Origin of the sequence: uncultured Microbacterium sp., assembly GCF_913776565.1 — a bacterium.
Classification (GTDB): domain Bacteria; phylum Actinomycetota; class Actinomycetes; order Actinomycetales; family Microbacteriaceae; genus Microbacterium.
Map to the genome: position 1 here is coordinate 1 of NZ_CAJYPF010000020.1, position 20,047 is coordinate 20,047.

Annotated in this window: 15 protein-coding genes; 6 read left to right on the plus strand and 9 right to left on the minus strand. The window is 71.6% G+C overall.

The genetic code is table 11. From position 1 onward, the window contains the following. Positions 1–602: 602 nt before the first annotated feature. The gene (locus QZ433_RS01305; protein WP_295779657.1) at positions 603–1,358 is read right to left on the minus strand and encodes an SDR family oxidoreductase; all 756 of its coding nucleotides are present in this window, start codon (positions 1,356–1,358) and stop codon (positions 603–605) included. 182 nt (positions 1,359–1,540) lie between these two features. Here QZ433_RS01305 and QZ433_RS01310 point away from each other — a divergent pair, with 182 nt between their 5' ends. Further along, on the plus strand, positions 1,541–2,863 hold the full coding sequence (locus tag QZ433_RS01310; RefSeq protein WP_295779644.1) for a bifunctional o-acetylhomoserine/o-acetylserine sulfhydrylase: 1,323 nt from the start codon (positions 1,541–1,543) through the stop codon (positions 2,861–2,863). A gap of 132 nt (positions 2,864–2,995) precedes the next feature. Here the strand turns inward: QZ433_RS01310 and QZ433_RS01315 are convergent, their stop codons facing one another. After that, the gene (locus QZ433_RS01315; RefSeq protein ID WP_295779645.1) at positions 2,996–3,694 is read right to left on the minus strand and encodes an SDR family oxidoreductase; all 699 of its coding nucleotides are present in this window, start codon (positions 3,692–3,694) and stop codon (positions 2,996–2,998) included. A 127-nt stretch (positions 3,695–3,821) separates the two neighbouring features. On the opposite strand from QZ433_RS01315, the gene QZ433_RS01320 reads away from it, so the two are divergent. Further along, on the plus strand, positions 3,822–5,027 hold the full coding sequence (locus QZ433_RS01320; protein ID WP_295779646.1) for a homoserine O-acetyltransferase: 1,206 nt from the start codon (positions 3,822–3,824) through the stop codon (positions 5,025–5,027). A 112-nt stretch (positions 5,028–5,139) separates the two neighbouring features. Here QZ433_RS01320 and QZ433_RS01325 read toward each other — a convergent pair whose 3' ends face one another. Next, positions 5,140–6,387 (minus strand): MFS transporter, encoded by a 1,248-nt coding sequence (locus QZ433_RS01325; protein ID WP_295779658.1) that lies wholly within the window; start codon positions 6,385–6,387, stop codon positions 5,140–5,142. A gap of 199 nt (positions 6,388–6,586) precedes the next feature. Here QZ433_RS01325 and QZ433_RS01330 point away from each other — a divergent pair, with 199 nt between their 5' ends. Continuing rightward, entirely contained in the window at positions 6,587–6,988 is a 402-nt protein-coding gene (locus QZ433_RS01330) for a hypothetical protein (protein ID WP_295779647.1), read from the plus strand. Between the two features lie 70 nt (positions 6,989–7,058). Here QZ433_RS01330 and QZ433_RS01335 read toward each other — a convergent pair whose 3' ends face one another. The 3 genes from QZ433_RS01335 to QZ433_RS01345 all read right to left on the minus strand — a co-directional run bounded on the left by QZ433_RS01335 (position 7,059) and on the right by QZ433_RS01345 (position 9,681). Beyond that, entirely contained in the window at positions 7,059–7,385 is a 327-nt protein-coding gene (locus QZ433_RS01335) for a thiamine-binding protein (protein ID WP_295779648.1), read from the minus strand. Positions 7,386–7,449: 64 nt separating this feature from the next. Further along, positions 7,450–8,757, minus strand: coding sequence for a glycosyltransferase family 87 protein (locus QZ433_RS01340; protein ID WP_295779649.1), 1,308 nt, complete (start codon positions 8,755–8,757; stop codon positions 7,450–7,452). Between the two features lie 75 nt (positions 8,758–8,832). Continuing rightward, positions 8,833–9,681: an ADP/ATP-dependent (S)-NAD(P)H-hydrate dehydratase gene (locus tag QZ433_RS01345; protein WP_295779650.1), complete on the minus strand. Its 849-nt coding sequence runs from the start codon at positions 9,679–9,681 to the stop codon at positions 8,833–8,835. A 28-nt stretch (positions 9,682–9,709) separates the two neighbouring features. Here QZ433_RS01345 and QZ433_RS01350 point away from each other — a divergent pair, with 28 nt between their 5' ends. After that, positions 9,710–10,768 (plus strand): NADH:flavin oxidoreductase/NADH oxidase, encoded by a 1,059-nt coding sequence (locus tag QZ433_RS01350; RefSeq protein ID WP_295779651.1) that lies wholly within the window; start codon positions 9,710–9,712, stop codon positions 10,766–10,768. A gap of 217 nt (positions 10,769–10,985) precedes the next feature. Here QZ433_RS01350 and QZ433_RS01355 read toward each other — a convergent pair whose 3' ends face one another. Both QZ433_RS01355 and QZ433_RS01360 read right to left on the minus strand, forming a co-directional pair. After that, positions 10,986–12,041 (minus strand): hemolysin family protein, encoded by a 1,056-nt coding sequence (locus QZ433_RS01355; protein WP_295779652.1) that lies wholly within the window; start codon positions 12,039–12,041, stop codon positions 10,986–10,988. Next, complete coding sequence (locus tag QZ433_RS01360) at positions 12,038–13,381, minus strand: hemolysin family protein (protein ID WP_295779653.1); 1,344 nt, start codon at positions 13,379–13,381, stop codon at positions 12,038–12,040. Before QZ433_RS01360 ends, QZ433_RS01355 begins: the two co-directional genes overlap by 4 nt. A 157-nt stretch (positions 13,382–13,538) precedes the next feature. Here QZ433_RS01360 and QZ433_RS01365 point away from each other — a divergent pair, with 157 nt between their 5' ends. Continuing rightward, complete coding sequence (locus tag QZ433_RS01365) at positions 13,539–14,576, plus strand: glycoside hydrolase family 76 protein (protein WP_295779654.1); 1,038 nt, start codon at positions 13,539–13,541, stop codon at positions 14,574–14,576. Here QZ433_RS01365 and QZ433_RS01370 read toward each other — a convergent pair. Further along, a complete protein-coding gene (locus QZ433_RS01370; RefSeq protein WP_295779655.1) occupies positions 14,566–16,026 on the minus strand; it encodes a GuaB1 family IMP dehydrogenase-related protein in 1,461 nt (486 codons plus the stop codon). The genes QZ433_RS01365 and QZ433_RS01370 overlap by 11 nt on opposite strands. Positions 16,027–16,163: 137 nt before the next feature. On the opposite strand from QZ433_RS01370, the gene QZ433_RS01375 reads away from it, so the two are divergent. Then, entirely contained in the window at positions 16,164–19,859 is a 3,696-nt protein-coding gene (locus QZ433_RS01375; protein WP_295779656.1) for a multifunctional oxoglutarate decarboxylase/oxoglutarate dehydrogenase thiamine pyrophosphate-binding subunit/dihydrolipoyllysine-residue succinyltransferase subunit, read from the plus strand. The last annotated feature ends 188 nt before the right edge of the window (positions 19,860–20,047 follow it).

Consider the following 20,047-nt stretch of genomic DNA (forward strand, 5'->3'; position numbering starts at 1 on the left):
CCCCCCATGTAACTACACTCTTTCCCTACACGACGCTCTTCCGATCTCGCGCACGGGGTCGTGCCGCACCCCGGGGTCACCTGGTCGCGCGTGCGCACGCGGGACGCCGCCGCGAGGGTGAGCGCGAGCCGGGACTGCGGCGCGGGGCTGCGCACGCGCGACCAGGTGACCCCGGGGTGCGGCACGACCCCGTGCGCGTCGGTCCAGCGCGAGAAGAACGTGTCGTCGCGCACCGCATCCCGCCCCGCCTCGGCGGCGAGCCGACGCGCGATGGCGTGCGCCCGGAGGGACGACTCGGACGTCGCGGCGTCGTCGATGTGTCCGCTCACCTCGCTCACCTCGAGGGCGTTGAGCCGGGCGAAGCGCTCGAGCATCTCAGCCGTGCCCATGCCGGACCGCAGTCCGTCGCCCCCCGCGTCTCGCGGTGCGCGCTGCGCGTACTGTGCCACCGCGGGGTCTCCTTTTTGCACGTTTACGAGCGAACATAGCAGAGACACAGCCGATGCCCGACGGCAGCGGCGCCGGGTGCGAGCGCTAGCGGGGACGTACCCTCGGATGCCGCGAGGCGCGACGACCCGGCAGAGAACGCCGTGCTCCCGCGCTCAGCGGGTCTTCAACGGCCCCCGCGCCAGCAGGTGCTGCGCCGACTGGGCGACCGGCCGCATCGTCACCAGGTCGAGATTGACGTGCCCCGGAGCATCCAGGGCGTAGGCGATGACGTCGGCGACGTCCTCGGCGACGAGCGGTGCCTCGACACCCTCGTAGAGCTTGTCGGCCGCGGCGCGATCGCCGCCCAGGCGGTTGAGGGTGAACTCCTCGGTGCGCACCATCCCCGGAGCGATCTCGGTGACGCGCAGGGGTTCGCCGTTGAGCTCCTGGCGCAGGGCGTGCACCAGCATGGACTCCCCCGCCTTGGCGGCGTTGTACCCGCCCCCGCCCGGATAGGCCGTCTGCGCGGCGGTCGAGGTGACGAACAGCAGGTCGGCGTGTCCGACGTCGTCCGCCGCACGCCGCAGCGCGGGGAGGAGGGATGCCACCAGCCGCTGCCCCGCGAGCACGTTCACCTCGAACATCCAGCGCCAGTCCTCGGCGTCGCCGTCCTCGATCCGGTCGGCGCCGCGCGCGCCTCCCGCGATGTGCACGAGCGCGTCGACTCCGCCGGTCTCGTCGAGCCACGCCGCGAGAGAGGCGACGTCGTCGGCGTCGGTCAGGTCGGCGGCGCGCGCGACGACGCCCGTCTCGGCGGCGAGGGCGGCCAGACGGTCGGCGCGTCGGGCGACCCCCACGACCTCCCACCCGCGTTCGCGCAGCAGTCGCGCGGTCGCCTCTCCGATACCCGAACTGGCCCCGGTCACCATCGCGCGTCGCGTCATGGCATCCACGGTACTGGTCCCCTCGGAACCACCGGGATTCCCCTCTCGCGCCGCTCCCCGCGTGGTATTACGGCGCATGTCCGGGGCGGTTGTCGGCGCCGCGGGCGGTGCCTACGCTCGCAGGTGGCCAGGGCGACCGCCCGGCCTGACGAAGCTGAGGAGCAGTCATGTCGGCACCCGAGAACTGGCGTTTCGAGACCAAGCAGATCCACACGGGCGCGCAGCCCGATCCGGTCACCAAGGCCCGCGCCACCCCGATCTACCAGACCACCTCGTACGTGTTCGACAACGCCGACCACGCGGCGAACCTCTTCGCACTGGCCGAGTTCGGCAACATCTACACCCGCATCCAGAACCCCACGCAGGACGTCGTCGAGCAGCGCGTCGCGGGCCTCGAGGGCGGCACCGGCGCCCTCCTCGTCGCCAGCGGCCAGGCGGCGGAGACGTTCGCGGTGCTCAACATCGCCCAGGCCGGCGATCACATCGTCTCGTCGAGCTCGATCTACGGCGGCACCTACAACCTCTTCAAGTACACCCTCGCCAAGCTCGGCATCGAGACGACGTTCGTCGAGAACCAGGACGACCCCGCGGAGTGGCGCGCGGCCGTGCGCCCGAACACCAAGCTGTTCTTCGCCGAGACCATCGGCAACCCGAAGATCAACGTCCTCGACATCCGCTCGGTCGCCGACGTCGCGCACGAGGCGGGCGTCCCCCTGATCGTCGATAACACGATCGCGACGCCCTACCTCATCCGCCCCTTCGAGCACGGCGCCGATATCATCGTGCACTCGGCGACGAAGTTCCTCGGCGGCCACGGCACCACGATCGGCGGCGTCATCGTCGACGGTGGCACCTTCGCGTGGTCGGAGCACTCCGAGCGCTTCCCGGGCCTGACCACGCCCGATCCCTCATACCACGGCGCCGTCTACACGCAGGCGGTCGGCGACGGTCTGGCCTACATCATCAAGGCGCGCGTGCAGCTGTTGCGCGACCTCGGCGCCTCGATCTCGCCGCAGAGCGCGTGGCAGCTCATCCAGGGCATCGAGACCCTCTCGCTGCGCGTCGAGCGGCACGTGCAGAACGCGCAGGACATCGCCGAATGGCTCGAGTCGCACCCCGAGGTGGCGACCGTGAACTACTCGGGCCTGCCGACGTCGCCGTGGTACGCCGCGGCGAACAACTACGCCCCGAAGGGCGTCGGCGCGGTGCTGTCGTTCGAGCTCAAGGGCGGCGTCGAGGCGGGTCGCGAGTTCGTCAACGCGCTCGACCTGTTCAGCCACCTCGCCAACATCGGCGATGTGCGCTCGCTCGTCATCCACCCCGCCTCCACCACGCACTCGCAGCTGACCCCCGAGCAGCAGCTGACCGCGGGGGTCACCCCGGGACTGGTGCGCCTGTCCGTGGGTCTCGAGAACATCGACGACCTCAAGGCCGACCTCGACCAGGCCCTCGCCGCGGCACGCCGCTTCTCCGAGGCCGCCCGCGCCTGACCCGCACGCGCACGGACGCCCCGCCCCGGTCCCTCCGGCGCGGGGCGTCCGTGTCATTCGCGCGAGTCGCCAGGATCCGTCGCCTCGGTCCGACCCGAAGCGACAGATGTCGGCGACTCACGCGCGAGTCGCTCAGATCTTCTGCCGCGGGCGGAGGCTCCCCAGGCCCCCGTCGACGCCGAGCACCTGGCCCGTCACCCACGCGTTCTCGGGCGCCAGCAGGAACTCGACCGCGCGGGCGACGTCGTCGGGCTCGCCGAGCCGTCCCAGCGGGTGCATCGCCTCCGACACCTTGCGCGACATGTCGCTCGAGGTGAGCTTCTCGGTGAGGCGCGTCTGCACGAGCCCCGGCGCCACCGCGTTCACGCGCAGTCCGTGGGCGGCGTAGCTCGCCGCCGCCGACAGGGTCAGGCCGATGACGCCGGCCTTGGCCGCCGCGATGCCGTCGTGGTTCGGCAGGCCCGCCAGGGCCGCCGCCGACGACACCAGCACGACCGCCCCGCCGCCGCGCATGTGCGCCCCCGCCGCCCGCACCGCCGCGAACGCGGTCGTGAGCGAGGCGGCGATCAGGCCGTCGTACTGCTCGCGCGAAGTCAGGTGCGCGGGTTTGAGCAGCATCGAACCGGCGAAGACGGCGATGCCGTCCAGCTCGCCCGCCTCGGCGACCACGCGGTCGACCGCGTCGAAATCGGTGGCATCCAGCACGTGATCCGGCTCGATGACCGAGGAATCCCGTGCCGTGGTGATGACGCGGTGTCCCGCGTCGCGCAGTCGTGTCGCCGTCGCCCCGCCGATGTCGCTCGAGGCCGCGATGAGGAGGAAGTTCGCCATGCCGCGATCATGACCAGGGCATCCGTCCCGAGACGGGGGGTGGACAATTCGCGCACGAGCCGCTTCACCCCGCACGAGTGACGTAACAGTCCGCGGCATCCCCCGCCCTCCGGGGAGAATGGATGCCATGGACTGGCAGATCTCCGAAGACACGGTGCCCTCGGCCCCGGTGACGGAGGCCGACGCGCGGTCGCTGCTCGGTCGTCCCCCCGCGACGGGGGCGTGGCGCGACGGCGACGCCGTGGGCGAACGCCGGTTCGCCTCGTTCGGGATGTTCGCGACCGAGAGCGGCGAGTCCCTCCCCCACGTGCGACTCGCGTACGAGTCCTGGGGCCGACTCTCGCCCGAGCGCGACAACGCCGTGCTGATCCTGCACGCGCTCACCGGCGACAGCCACGTGCGCGGCGCGGCGGGCCCCGGTCACCCGACCGCGGGCTGGTGGAGCGATCTGGTCGGCCCGGGCGCCGCGATCGACACCGACCGCTACTTCGTCGTGGCCCCGAACATGCTGGGCGGATGCCAGGGTTCGACGGGTCCCGCGAGCATCGCGCCCGACGGCTACGAGTGGGCCTCGCGCTTCCCCTATCTGACCGTCCGCGACCAGGTCGCCGCCCAGGCGCTGCTCGCCGACGAGCTCGGCGTCGGCCGCTGGCACGCGGTCGTCGGCGGGTCGATGGGCGGCATGCACGCTCTCGAGTGGGCGGTCGGCCACCCCGACCGCGTCGCGCGCGCCGCGATCCTGTCGGCCCCGCCGATCACCACCGCCGACCAGATCGCGCTGAACTCGGTGCAGATGGACGCCGTGCGCACCGATCCCCGTTTCGCGGGCGGTGAGTACTACGACGCCGGCGACGGCGACGGCCCCCACCGCGGACTCGCCCTGGCGCGGCGGATGGCGCTGCTCAACTACCGCAGTCCCACCGAGCTCAACCAGCGGTTCCAGCGCTCGTGGCAGTCGGGCGTCAGCCCGCTCGGCCGCGGTGGGCGGTTCGCCGTCGAGTCGTACCTGGACTTCCACGGCAACAAGTTCACGCGCCGCTTCGACGCCAACAGCTACCTGACGCTCGTGCAGGCGATGAACTCGCACGACGTCGGCCGCGACCGCGACGGCGTCGAGGACGCCCTGGCGCGGGTGACCGCGACCACCCTCGTGCTGGGGATCGACAGCGACCGCCTGTTCCCCATCGACGGCCAGCATCGCATCGCCCGCGGCATCCCCCGCACCCTCGACGGCGACGCCGCGGTGGTGCTGTCCAGCGACTTCGGGCACGACGGCTTCCTCATCGAGACCGCCGCCGTCGCGATGCACCTTCGCCGGCTCCTCGCGACCTGACTCCGTTCGACGGCCGCGACCGCGGCATCCCCCGTCCGATGCGGACGAGGACACGCGCGGTCGTTTCTGCCACCGGCGACGGCGGGACGCGGGCGCCGTCCACCGTCGCGCGTCAGCGCTGCGTGGGGATCGACCCGGTGATCGCGGTCGTCGCCGCCTCGGCGGCCGGCACGCGGTGCACCGGGTGGCGTCCGGAGCGGTCCTCGACGCGGTACGAGATCACCGCCACGACCAGCCCGCCCAGCGCGAGCAGGGCGCCGACCCAGGCCGGGGCGACCAGGCCGAGACCCGCGGCGATGGCAAGTCCGCCGAGGAAGGCGCCCAGGCTGTTGCCGATGTTCAGGGCGGAGTGGTTCAGCGCGGCGGCGATGGACTGGTTGTCCTCGGCGACGTCCATGAGCCGTGTCTGGATGGACGGGCTGAGGGCTGCACCGCAGAACGCCACGAGGAACGCGAACAGCACCAGCGAGACGATCCACTGCGCCGTCAGGGCGAGACCGATGGATGCCACGGCCAGCGCGATCAGACCGACGTACAGCCAGAAGCGCAGGTCTTTGTCGGCGAGCGCCCCACCGACGATGTTGCCGATGGTCATGCCGACGCCCACCAGCACGAGCACGAGCGACACCGCCCACTCGGGTTGCCCCGCGACATCGGTGATCATGGGAGCGATGTAGCTGTACATCGCGAAGAAGCCGCCGAACCCGACCGCCCCGATGCCCAGGGCGAACCACACCTGTCCGATGCGGAGGACGCGCAGTTCGTCGCGCAGACGGCGACCCGGCGTGCCGGGGTGGGCCGGCACGAAGAGGGCGATGCAGATCGCGGCGAGGGCGAAGATGGCCGTCACCACGGCGAAGGCCGCGCGCCAGCCGACCTGCTGGCCGAGCAGGGTTCCCAGCGGCACACCCACGACGTTGGCGATGGTCAGGCCCGTCAGGACGAAGGCGACGCCCTTCGCGCGGTTCCCCGGACCCAGGACGTCCGCGGCGACCAGCGCACCGATGCCGAAGTACGCGCCGTGCGGCAGACCCGCGAGGAAGCGGGATGCCGCGACCAGCTCGAAAGTGGGGGCGATGACCGTCAGCAGCGTGAAGAACGCCAGCGCGGCGGCGAGCACGATCATGACGCGATGGCGCGGGAAGCGGGCGACCGATCCCGCGATCGTGGGGGCTCCGACGACGACGCCCAGGGCGTACAGCGAGATGAGCCACCCCGCCTGGGCGATCGCATCGTCGGGCGACGCGGCCCACGTCCCGGGGACGAGCTCGCGCGCGATGTTGGGCAGCAGGCCCATCACTACGAACTCGGTCATGCCGATGCCGAAACTGCCGATGGCGAGAGAAAGGAGCGCCCGCATCGCCGCACCTCTCGAGGTCGTCGAAGAGGTCACCCGTCGATGCTAGTCGGCGCGACGGACCGCGGTCGAATCGTTTCGGAGAACTCCACCCCTCCTCCCCCGCCGTCATCTCCGGCGAATGGTCCCCCATGTCAACCGATTCCCGCACCGACCGCACCCGGATCGGGAAACGTCGACACCCGCACCGCACACTGAAGGGATGCCGCACATGACGGAACCGCAGAGCTGGGTACTGATCGGCACGTTCGCCGCCGCGATCCTCGGCGGCATGACGTTCACGACGAACCTCATCACCTCGACGCTGACCAAGGTGATCACCGCCAACACCGAACGCCTCGACATGAAGATCGACGCCACGCGCGCCGAGCTCGCGGCCGAGTCGCAGGCGACCCGTTTGCGGATGGATACCGTCGAAGCGGTCCTCGACGCCAAGATCGACCGCGTCGAAGCCGGACTCAACGCCAGGATCGCCGGGGTCGAAGCCGGACTCACGGCGCAGATCGCGAACGTCGAGAGCCGCCTCCGCGGCGACATGGCGCGGATCGACGCCGACGTCACCGCCATCACCCGGCGAATCTGGACCGATCCGCCCACCGCGTGACCGGACGTCGGGGCCCGCTTCCCCGGGAGGGACACATGCCGCGGACTGCGGTACGCCTCCCGCGGCCGCGTCAGTCCTCGCGCCGCTCGAGCGCCTGCTCCAGCCGCTCGATCTTGCCGTCGATCTCTCCCGTCCGGCCGGGCCGGATGTCGGCCTTCAGCACGAGCGACACCCGCGAGCCGTAGGGCAGCACCGCCTCGGTCGCGGCCTTGACCACGGCGAACACCTCGTCCCACTCCCCCTCGACCTCGGTGAACATCGAGGTGGTGCGGTGCGGCAGGCCCGAGGCGCGGACGACCGCGACCGCGGCGGCGACCGCATCGTGCACCGAGGCGTCCGGGTTCTCCGCAGCGGCGGAGCCGACCCCCGACGGGGCGACAGAGAAGGCGATGAGCATGCTCCGAGACTACGGTCGCCCCACCGTACGCGTCGAGAGACCGTCTACCGCGGGCACTCGGGCCTCAGCGACGGGTGATCGCCCGCGCGGGGACCGGCCGGCGACCGGTGACGATCTCGCGCAATCCCGCCGGGGGACGCACTCGACCCGTCGGCACCCGCACGACGCGCACCACGGCCCACACCAGCAGCACGAGCGCGAGCACGTTGCGCACTTCGAGCACGGTCACCGGGAAGGGGTTGGGGTGCGTCGCCATCAGCCCGTCGTAGAGCAGGGGGTACATCCACTGCGTCAGCCCGGCGATGACCAGCGTCATCCCGGCGAACGCGTACCATCGGCGCCGATCGATCATGAGGCCGACCACGACCGGGGCGAACAGCCACACGTAGTACTGCGGCGACCCGACCTTGTTCAGCGCGATGAACGCCGTCACCAGCGCGAGCGAGAGGGGCGGGAAGAGGCTGACGAAGGTCGCCCCGTGGCGGAGCTTGCGCACGCCCACGATCGCGACCCCGACCATGGTCAGCAGCATGATGGGCGTCATCGCCGCGATGAGCGGCTCCGCCCCCGGTCCCGTCACCTGGAAGGTCAGGACGTCCCCGTCGTAGTAGACCTCGCTCCCGGGCACGTAGAAGGCGGCGAGGAACATGTACAGGCCCCCGACAGGCGCCTCCATCTGGATGCCGCGCGAGGTCTGATCGCCGACGAAGCCGAAGACGTAGGGCGCCCCGCCGAGCGCGACGACCGGGATGATCGTGAGCAGCGACACCGCCACGGCACCCCAGACCAGCGCCAGTCGGCGACGGATCGCCACGAGGCCGGCCGCGAGGATCGCGGCGGGCCACACCTTCATCCACACCGCCACGGACAGCAGGACGGATGCCACGAACGGGCGCCGCAGCATCCAGATCCCCCCGAGGATCGCGAACGGGACCGTGATGCCGTCGATGCGGTACAGCCCCACGGGGCCGATGAGCAGGATGGCCGCGAGCCAGAACCACGCGGCGAGGACGCGGCCGCGCGAGCGGCCCTGCCCGACGAGGATCACGAAGGCGACGAGGTTGAACAGCGAGACCGTGATCGCCCAGGCCGGGGTGTAGCCCACCGCCCAGGCGAAGGCCCACGCGAACGTCATGGGCAGGAACGCCAGCTGCGGATAGATCCACTTCTCGGTGATGCCGGGCCACTCCCACGCCACGCTGCGCGTGCACGAGCTCACGTCGACACCGCCGAAGAGGGCGCAGCGCGACCACGGTTCGTACACCAGGTACACGTCGCCCATCGGTTCGTTGGGCTGCTGGTAACCCAACCAGCCCACCACGACGTGCACGGCGACGAACGCGATCAACAGGGGAACGACACGCCTCAGCACCGCCTCATCCTAATTGGGCGCCCCCGCGGCCCCGGGACGCCCTCCCCGGCCCCGCGGGTGGGATGGGGCGAACCGTTACGCGATCGAGTCCCGCAGCAGCTCGGCGATCACCCCGGGAACGGCCTCGGCCACGTCGAGCGCCGCCACGGGGCCGCCGCCGGCCCCGTGCCGCACCGAGGCGACGTGTCCGGCGCGCCCGTGCACCCACGCGGCCGTCGCGGCGCAGGCGGCGAGATCGGCCGTGCCGGTGCGCCCGTCGGCCGCGGCCCCGGCGACCACGGCACCCAGGATGCCGCCGAGCACGTCGCCCGTGCCCGCCGTCGCGAGCCAGGGCGTGCCCGCCGAGACGCGGGCGACCCACCCGCCGGGGGCCGCGACGATGGTGAGCGCTCCCTTCGACAGCACGACGCCGCCCAACGCCTCGGCGGTCTCGATCGCGGTGCGTTCCCGGTCGCCGGGGTCGCCCGGGCCGAGACCGAGCGCGGAGCGCAGGCGGTCGAGCTCGCGCGCGTGCGGCGTCACGATCACGGGCGCCGCCGCCGCGGGCACCAGATCGAGGGCACCCGCGTCGACGACGACGGGCAGATGGCCGTCCAGGATGCCCCGCAGCGCGGCGGTCTCGGCGGCGTCGCGCTCGGCGGCATCCGTCCCCGATCCCACCAGCCACGCCTGCACGCGGCCGTCGGCGGTGACCGTCTCGGGCCGGCGCTGCAGCACCAGGTCCTGGGCGCGGGCGGGTCCGAGGTAGCGCACCATCCCGGTGCCGGTGCGCCACGCCGCCTCGACCCCGAGCACCGCCGCGCCGGGGTAGCGGGCCGACCCGGTGCGCACGCCGATGACGCCCCGGGAATACTTGTCGTCGCCCGCCGTTGGCCTTCGCAGTACGCGGGTGGCATCCTGTGCGCCCCAGTCCGTCGCCGTCATGGCGTCACCCTAGAACGCGAAGGTCCCCATGAGCGCCCTCTTCTCTCCCCTGTCCATCCGCGATATCGCGATCCGCAACCGTCTGTGGGTCTCGCCGATGTGCCAGTACAGCGCGGTGGACGGCGTGGTGAACGACTGGCACCACGTCCACCTCGCCCAGTTCGCGGCGGGAGGAGCGGGGCTGGTGATCGCCGAGGCCACCGCCGTCTCACCCGAGGGGCGCATCTCCCCGCAGGATGCCGGTATCTGGACCGACGCCCAGGCCGAGGCGTGGCGGCCCATCGTCGCCGCCGTCCACGCGCGCGGCGCCGTCGCGGGCGTGCAGCTGAGCCACGCCGGCCGCAAGGCGTCGACGTCGGCCCCGTTCGCCGGCTCGCGCGGCACGGTCGCCCCCGCCGACGGCGGCTGGAGCACCCTCGCCCCCTCGGCCCTCGCCTACGCCGACTTCGCCGAGCCCGTCGCCCTCGACGCGGCGGGCATCGAGAAGGTCGTCGCCGATTTCGCGGATGCCGCCCGCCGTGCCGTCGACGCCGGATTCCAGGTGCTCGAGCTGCACGCGGCCCACGGGTATCTGCTGCACCAGTTCCTCTCGCCCCTGACCAACCACCGCGACGACGAGTACGGCGGTTCGTTCGAGAACCGCGTGCGCCTGCTGGTGCGTGTGACGCAGGCCGTGCGCGACGCCGCTCCCGCGGCGGCGGTGTTCGTGCGCTTCTCCGCGACCGACGCGGCCGAGGGCGGGTGGAGCGTCGACGACACCGTCGCCGCGTCGCGCCTCGTCGCCGCGGCCGGCGCCGACCTGATCGACCTCTCGAGCGGCGGGCTGGTGCCGCAGCAGCACATCGTGCCCGGACCGGGCTATCAGGTCGCGTACGCGGCGACCGTGCGCCGGGAGACGGGGCTGCTCGTGAGCGCCGTCGGGATGATCGACGAGCCCGCACTCGCCGAGAACGTCGTCGCCGACGGGCGGGCCGATGCCGTCATGTCGGCCCGGGAGTGGCTGCGCGACCCGCACTACGCCCTGCGCGCCGCCGCGCAGCTGGGCGCCGACTCCCCCGCTCCCGCGCAGTATCTGCGGGCGTACTGACGCGCGCCCCGGCGGTGCTCGACCCGCGCCCCGGCGGCGCCCCGCCCCGCCCCCGCCCGGTCGCGACGTCGCACGACCGGCCCGAGCGCACGTGCACGGCGCCGCGCGCCACGGGTGATCGCGAGCCGATCGGGTGGTCTCGCCAGCCGTCGACCCGCGAAGGAGGACACCGGATGCCGCGACCCCGAGGTCGCGGCATCCGTCGTCGGAGGCGCGCTCAGACGAAGCGACGGCGCTCCGTGGCGTCCTGCACCTCGCCGACGAGCTCTTCGATGACGTCCTCGAGGAAGAGCACCGCGCGCACATCGCCGTTCTCGTCGCGCACCTGCGCGAGGTGGCGGCCCGACCGGCGCATGAGCGCGAGGGCGTCCTCGAGATCGGTGGTCTCGAGCACCGACACCATGTGGTGCACGCGCTTGGACGGAATGGGCCGCAGCATGTCGGCATCCGCCCCCTCGGCCGCGCGCAGCACGTCCTTCAGGTGGACGTATCCGGTCGGGGTGCCCTCCGCGTCGACGATCACGTAGCGCGAGTAGCCGTGCTGGGCGACGGCCCGCTCGATCTCGGCCGGGGTGGTCGTCTCGGGCAGCGTCACGAGCTCCGACATCGGCACCGCGATGTCGGCGGCCTTCTTCTCGGTGAACTCCACCACGGCCGTCACGGTGCCCGACGCGTCGTCGAGCACCCCCTCTCGGCGCGACTGCGTCACGATGGTGGCGACCTCGTCGAGCGTGTAGGTCGAGGCGGCCTCGTCCTTGGGCTCGACGCGGAACAGGCGCAGCACGTGGTTCGCGGTCCAGTTCAACGCGACGATGATCGGGTGGAACGCCTTCGACACCGCCACCAGCGGCGGAGCGAGCATGAGCACCGCGCGATCCGGCAGCGAGAACGCGAGGTTCTTCGGCACCATCTCGCCGAACACGACGTGCAGATACGACACCAGCACCAGGGCGACGACGAAACCGATCACACCGACCGCCGCCTCGGGAAGCCCCGTGAGACCGAGAGGCCCCTCCAGCAGGTGGTGGATCGCCGGTTCGGACACGTTCAGGATCAGCAGCGAGCAGATCGTGATGCCGAGCTGGCAGGTCGCCAGCATCATCGTGGCGTGCTCCATCGCGTACAGCGCGGTCTTGGCCGCGCGCGATCCGCGGTCGGCGTGCGGTTCGATCTGCGACCGCCGCGCCGAGATGACGGCGAACTCCGCGCCGACGAAGAAGGCGTTGGCGGCCAGCAGCACGACCAGCCACGCGATTCCGGCCCAGTCGTTCATCGCTGGTCACCGCCCTTCGCCGCGCGCACGAGGTCGTCGACGTCCTGCTCGCGGGGCGTGGGCGTGTACTGGACACGGTCGACGCGGCGGCCGTCCATGCGCTGGACCGCGAGCACGCCGTCGTCGAGGTCGACGGTGTCGCCCACCACGGGGATGCGTTCGAGGGCGGCCATGATGAACCCGCCGACGGTGTCGTAGACGTCGCCCTCGGGCACGCGCACACCGGCGCGGTCGAGGACCTCGTCGGGGCGCAGATCACCGGGGAAGGTGAGGGATGCCGCCGACCGCACCACTCCCGCACGGGAGCGGTCGTGCTCGTCGAGCACCTCGCCGACGATTTCTTCGACCAGATCCTCGAGCGTGACCACGCCCGCCGTCCCGCCGTACTCGTCGACGACGATGGCCATCTGGTACCCCCGCGAGCGCAGTTCCGACACGAGGGCGTCGAGGTGGACGGTCTCGGGCACGCGCAACGGTTCGGTCGCGAGGGCCGCGACCGGCACCTCGGCACGACGCTCGCGTGGGACGCCGATCGCGGCTTTGAGGTGCACGACGCCGACGATGTCGTCCATCGACTCGCCGTACACCGGGAACCGGCTGTGCCCGGTGCGTCGGGCGAGCTGGACGACGTCGTCGGCCGGGTCGCCGGCGGCGAGCGCGTGCACGCTGGGCCGGGGGGTCATGACGTCGGCGGCGCTCAGTCGCGCGAAGGTGAGGCTGCGATCCAGCAGCGACGCGGTGTCCTTCTCGAGCATGCCGGCGCTCGCGGACCGCTTGACCAGGCTCGACAGCTCCTCGGCCGACCGTGCTCCCGACAGCTCCTCCTTCGGCTCGACACCGAGGGCGCGCAGCACGCCGTTGGCGCTGCCGTTGAGCACGAGGATCGCGGGCTTGAACACCGCGGTGAAGGCGACCTGGAAGGGGATGACGAGCTTCGCGGTCTGCCGGGGGATCGCGAGGGCGAAGTTCTTGGGGACGAGCTCGCCGAGGATCATCGACAGCACGGTCGCGAACCCGACGCCGATGATGGCGGCCAGCGTCACGGTCACCGCCTCGGGCAGCCCCCACGCCTCGAAGACGGGACGCAGCAGGTTCGAGATGGCGGGTTCCATCGTGTAACCGGTGAGAAGCGTCGTCAGCGTGATGCCGAGCTGCGCGCTCGACAGGTGGGTCGAGGTGATCCGCAGGGCGTCGATCGTGAGGGACAGCCGCGTCTCGCCCGCGGCGCGGCGCGCCTCGAGGTCGGCGCGATCGAGGTTGACGAGGGCGAACTCGCTCGCGACGAAGAGTCCGGTGCCCACGGTGAGAAGCAGCCCCACGCCCAGCATGACGTAATCCATCAGGCATCACCCCCGCTCGCGGTGGCGGCGGAAGAGGGTCGGCGGGGCCTGGGTCTACAACTGGGAGGGTCGTCCATCGTGCCGTCGATTCTATGCCAGCCCCGATCGCCGCGGCGCGGACTGTCCCCGTCCCGCACGGGCACGACACGATGGGGAGATGGATGCCACCACCTCGACGCAGCGACGCGCCGCGGCCGCCGAGCGAGCGGTCCTGGGCCGCTTCCTCCACCGTTACGGCCCCGTCGCGTGGGCGCACGCGGCCACGGGTGATCGGCCGGCGCGGCGCACGTGGCACTACTGGTGGCATGCGCACCTGCTGCACGTGCTCGCCGACGCGGAACGCAACCGCCCCGACCCCCGCCGCCGCCGACTGCTCCGGCGCCTGCGACGCGGGGTGACCCTGCGCACCCTGGGGCGCTGGACGACGCCGTTCTACGACGACATCGCCTGGATGGGACTCGGACTGTTCTCCAGCGGCGCCGACACCCGCGCGCTCCGAAAGATCTCCCGCACCCTGCGCGAGGCGATCGACCCCCGCCACGGCGCCCTGCCCTGGAGCGTCGGGAGCGACCTCTACAACGCCCCGGCCAACGCACCGGGCGCCGCGGTGCTCGCCCTCACCGGCCACCGTGCCGAGGCCGTCGCCCTCGCCGGGTGGATGGCATCCACCCTCCGCGATGACACGACCGGGCTCGTGCGCGACGGCGTCGAGCACGGGATGGTCCGCTCCGAGCTGTGGACCTACAACCAGGGCGCGACGATCGGTCTCGAGCTGCTGCTGGGCGAGGCGGCTCTCGGGGACGACGCCGACCCGGCGTGGCGGCACGTGCGCCGCGCGCGCGACCTGATCCTCGCGGTCGACGAGTGGTGCGCCGCCGACGACGGCCTTTTCCCCGCCGCGGGCGGGGGCGACGGCGGCCTGTTCGCCGGCATCCTGGCCCGCTACCTCGCGGAGGCCGCGTCGGAGTTCGCCGACGCCGACGATCCGGGCATCGAGAGGGCGGCGGCCGCCGCGGGTCGGCTCGTCCGGCGCAACGCCGACGCCCTGTGGGACGCGCGACGGGACGGGCTGTTCCCAGCCGATCCCCGGCGGCCGGCCGCGCCCGCCGGGGACGATCTCGACCTCTCGGTCCAGCTCGGCGCGTGGATCACCCTCGAGGCCGCGGCGAGCCTGGAGCGCGGTCTCACCAGCTGACGGGCAGGGCCTTTCCTTCCTCGTACCCCGCGGCCGACTGCAGGCCCACGCGCGCCCGCTCGTGGAACTGCGCCACGGTCGCCGCGCCGGCGTATGTGAACGACGAGCGCACGCCCGAGGTGATCATGTCGAGCAGGTCCTCCAAGCCCGGACGCTGCGGATCGAGGTAGATCTTGGACGACGAGATACCCTCGGCGAAGAGCTCCTTGCGCGCCCGCTCGAAGGGGTCGAGGGCGCCGAACCGGCCCTGCACCGCCTTCGTCGAGGCCATTCCCCACGACTCCTTGTAGAGCCGCCCGGCGTCATCGGTGCGCAGGCGCCCGGGCGCTTCGATGGTGCCCGCGAACCATGATCCGATCATCACGGATGCCGCGCCCGCGGCCAGCGCCAGGGCCACGTCGCGCGGGTAGCGCACGCCCCCGTCCGCCCACACGTGCGCTCCGACCTCGCGTGCCGCCTGGGCGGTCTCGAGGACGGCAGAGAACTGCGGACGCCCGACCGCGGTCATCATCCGGGTCGTGCACATCGCGCCCGGCCCGACCCCGACTTTGAGGATGGTCGCGCCGGCGTCGGTGAGGTCGCGCACCCCATCGGCGGTGACGATGTTGCCGGCGGCGATCGGGATGCCGAGATCCAGCGCCGCGACCTCGCGAAGCGCCCGCAGCATCTGGGCCTGATGGCCGTGCGCGGTGTCGACGACGAGCACGTCGACGCCCGCGGCGGCGAGAGCCTTCGCCTTGCCCGCCACGTCGCCGTTCACCCCGACCGCGGCGGCCACGATGAGGCGGCCGTCGGCGTCGACCGCGGGACGATAGACCGAGTCGCGCAGGGCGCTGCGCGCCGAGAGCGTGCCGACCACGTGGTCTGCGTCGACGACCGCGACGATGTCGGCCGCCGCCGACTCGACCAGCGAGAAGACCGCCCGCGGATCCCCCACGTTCTCGACGTCGACCACCGGCACGTCACTGCGGGCGATGTCACCCAGGAGGGCGTCGGGCAGGGCGGTGGCGAGTCGCTGCGCCGGCACGATGCCCCGGAATCCTGCGAGGGGGACGGCCCCTCCCTCCCGCTGATCGGCGACGATCACACCGCGACCGGGCACGGGAGGCAGGGCGAGCCGCGCGTCGGCGACGGTGGCCGACGGCGGGAAGACCAGCGGGGCGTCCCACGCCACCGGCTGCGCCTTGACGTGGGCGATCGCCTCGACCAGGCGCGGCAGGGGCATGTCCTGCGGCAGAACCCCGAGTCCGCCGCGACGCGCGAGGGTCGCCGCGAGGCGCGTCCCGGTGACGGAGTTCATGTTCGACGACACCAGGGGCAGGGTCGCCCCGCTGCCGTCGCCCGGGGCCAGATCGACGTCGAGGCGGCTGCGCACCTCGGAATGACGAGGGACGAGGAACACGTCCGAATAGGTCAGGTCGACATCGGGCTTCGCACCGGAGAACTCCATGGCATCCACCTCACCACATCGGGGGAATGCGAAGACCCGTTGGCGGCCCGGAAACCTCGGCTAGGCTGGAGGGTGCGTGTGACGGGGACGTCGGCGTATCCACAGGAATCTTCATCGAGGAAAGCAGGCGATCGACTGTGTCGAGCCAGGTGACGGGCGTCGGTACTTCGAGCGAGGGCGAGTTCGGCGCGAACGAGTGGCTCGTAGACGAACTCTACGAACAGTTCAAAGTCGACAAGCACTCCGTAGACAAGGCCTGGTGGCCGATCCTGGAGGCGTACCACCCGGTCGTCGACGGATCCTCCGCCGCCGCTCCCCCGCCCCCGGCTCCGGCCGCGCAATCGGCGGCCCCCTCCGAGCCCAAGCCGGTGACGGCGCCCATCCCGGTCGTCGGGCAGGCACCCGTGGCGCGCACGACGGCGAAACCCGCCAAGCCGCAGCCGATCCCGGCACAGGCCCCCAACGCGGTGCCGTCGGCCGGATCCGAGAGCACCGAAGAAGACCGCGTGACGGTCCTCAAGGGGATGCCGAAGGCCCTGGCGTCCAATATGGACGACTCGCTCACGGTGCCCACCGCGACGAGCGTGCGCACGATCCCGGCCAAGCTGATGATCGACAACCGCATCGTCATCAACAACCACATGTCGCGCACGCGCGGCGGCAAGGTCAGCTTCACCCACCTCATCGGGTGGGCGCTCATCCAGGCCCTCAAGCAGTTCCCGAGCCAGAACGTGTACTACGCCGAGGTCGACGGCAAGCCCTCGGTCGTGGCCCCCGCCCACGTCAACCTCGGCATCGCGATCGACATGCCCAAGCCCGACGGCACGCGTGCGCTCCTGGTCCCCAGCATCAATCGCGCCGACACGCTGACGTTCGGCGAGTTCCTCGCCTCGTACGAGGACCTCGTTCGCCGCGCCCGCACCAACAAGCTGACGCCGGGCGACTTCCAGGGCACGACGATCTCGCTCACCAACCCCGGCGGCATCGGCACCGTGCACTCCGTGCCCCGCCTCATGCACGGCCAGGGCGCGATCATCGGCGCCGGAGCGCTCGACTACCCCGCCGAGTTCCAGGGCGCGAGCGACAAGACGCTCAACGAGCTCGCGATCGGCAAGACGATCACGCTCACCAGCACCTACGACCACCGCGTCATCCAGGGTGCCGGTTCGGGTGAGTTCCTCAAGATCGTGCACGAGCTGCTCATCGGGCAGCGCGGCTTCTACGACGACATCTTCGCGGCGCTGCGCATCCCGTACGCGCCCATCCACTGGGCCGCCGACATCAGCGTCGACATCTCGGAGCGCATCGACAAGAGCGCGCGCGTGCAGGAGCTCATCAACTCGTTCCGCGTGCGCGGCCACCTCATGGCCGACATCGACCCGCTCGAGTACGTGCAGCGCACGCACCCCGACCTCGAGATCGAGTCGCACGGTCTGACCTTCTGGGATCTCGACCGCGAGTTCGTCACCAACGGCCTGGGCGGCAAGCGCGTCGCCAAGCTCCGCGACATCCTGGGCGTGCTGCGCGACTCGTACTGCCGCACGATGGGCATCGAGTACATGCACATCCAGGACCCCGCGCAGCGCCAGTGGTTCCAGCGCAACGTCGAGGTCAAGTACACCAAGCCCGGCCACGACGAGCAGCTGCGCATCCTGTCCAAGCTCAACCAGGCCGAGGCGTTCGAGACGTTCCTGCAGACGAAGTACGTCGGTCAGAAGCGCTTCAGCCTCGAGGGCGGCGAGTCGCTCATCCCGCTGCTCGACCAGATCCTGCAGGGCGCGGCATCCGCCGGTCTCGACGGCGCCGCGATCGGCATGGCCCACCGCGGCCGTCTGAACGTGCTCACCAACATCGCCGGCAAGACGTACGGTCACGTGTTCCGCGAGTTCGAGGGCGCGGTGGCGATCGGCAGCAAGCGCGGCTCCGGCGACGTCAAGTACCACCTCGGCACCGAAGGCACCTTCGTCGGCGACCAGGGCGACGAGCTGCCCGTCTACCTCGCGGCCAACCCCTCGCACCTCGAGACCGTCGACGGCGTGCTCGAGGGCATCGTTCGCGCCAAGCAGGACCGCAAGCCCATCGGCACGTTCTCGTGGCTGCCCATCCTCGTGCACGGCGACGCCGCGTTCGCGGGCCAGGGCGTGGTCGTCGAGACCCTGCAGATGTCGCAGCTGCGCGGCTACCGCACGGGCGGCACGATCCATGTCGTCGTCAACAACCAGGTCGGCTTCACCACCACGCCCACCGACGCGCGCACCTCGGTCTACGCCACCGACGTCGCCAAGACGATCCAGGCTCCGATCCTGCACGTCAACGGCGACGACCCCGAGGCTGTCGTCCGCGCCGCGGAGCTCGCGTTCCTGTACCGCGAGGAGTTCCACCGCGACATCGTGATCGACCTCGTCTGCTACCGCCGCCGCGGTCACAACGAGGGCGACGACCCGTCGATGACGCAGCCGCTCATGACCAACCTCATCGAGGCGAAGCGGTCGGTCCGACGTCTCTACACGGAGTCGCTCGTCGGTCGCGGCGACATCACCGAGGACGAGTACGAGCAGGCGAAGCAGGACTTCCAGAGCCGCCTCGAGGTCGCCTTCGCCGACACCCACGAGGCCGAGACGGGAACCAACCCGGTCATCGCCACCGATGCCGCCGACGAGCCGGTCACCGGAGCACCCGAGACCACCGGTGTCTCGCGCGAGGTCGTGCAGCACATCGGCGACGCGTTCGTGAACAAGCCCGACGGCTTCACGGTGCACACCAAGCTCCAGCAGCTGCTCGACAAGCGTTTCGACATGAGCCGCAACGGCAACATCGACTGGGCCTTCGGCGAACTGCTCGCCTTCGGCTCGGTGCTGATGGAGGGCACCCCGGTGCGCCTGGCCGGGCAGGACTCCCGCCGCGGCACGTTCGTGCAGCGCCACTCGGTGCTGCACGACCGCGACAACGGGCAGGAGTGGCTGCCGCTGGCCAACCTGAGCGAGAACCAGGGGCGTTTCTGGGTGTACGACTCGCTGCTCAGCGAGTACGCCGCGATGGCGTTCGAGTACGGCTACTCGGTCGAGCGCTCCGACGCCCTCGTGCTGTGGGAGGCCCAGTTCGGCGACTTCGCCAACGGCGCCCAGTCGGTGATCGACGAGTTCATCTCCTCGGCCGACCAGAAGTGGGCGCAGCAGTCGAGCGTCGTCCTTCTCCTCCCCCACGGGTACGAGGGTCAGGGACCCGACCACTCGTCCGCCCGCATCGAGCGCTACCTGCAGATGTGCGCGCAGGACAACATGATCGTGGCGCGTCCGTCGACGCCCGCGTCGTACTTCCACCTGCTGCGCCGTCAGGCGTACCAGCGCCCGCGCCGCCCGCTCGTCGTGTTCACGCCCAAGGCCATGCTGCGCCTGCGCGGTGCGACCAGCCCCGTCGAGGACTTCCTCGAGGGACGGTTCGAGCCGGTGCTCGACGACGACCGCGGCATCGACCGCGGTGCCGTCACGCGCGTGCTGCTGCACGCCGGCAAGATCCACTGGGATCTGCGCGCCGAGCTCGACAAGAACCCCAACCCCGAGATCGCCCTGGTGCGGGTCGAGCAGTACTATCCCGCGCCCGTCGAGGAGCTCAATCAGGTGCTGGCCCAGTATCCGGGCGCCGAGCTCGTCTGGGTCCAGGACGAGCCCGAGAACCAGGGCGCGTGGCCGTTCATCGCCCTCGAGGTCGCCGAGCAGCTCGGTCGCCCCGTGCGTCGCATCTCGCGTGCCGCCGCCGCCTCGACGGCGACGGGTTCACCCAAGGTGCACGCCAGCGAGCACGCCGCGATCATGAAAGAGGCGCTCGCGCGCTGACATCCGCCGCGAGAGGCCCGGTCGATTCGTCGACCGGGCCTCTCGCGTGTGCGCCGCGGATCCGGCCACGCGACGAGCGCCGGATGCACAGGCGACCGCGTCGCGGCGACACCGAACGTGCCCGGACTCCGCGCGGGCATGGCCCGCGGAGGGATCTCAGGATGCCGGCGCGGCCAGACCGAGAGCCG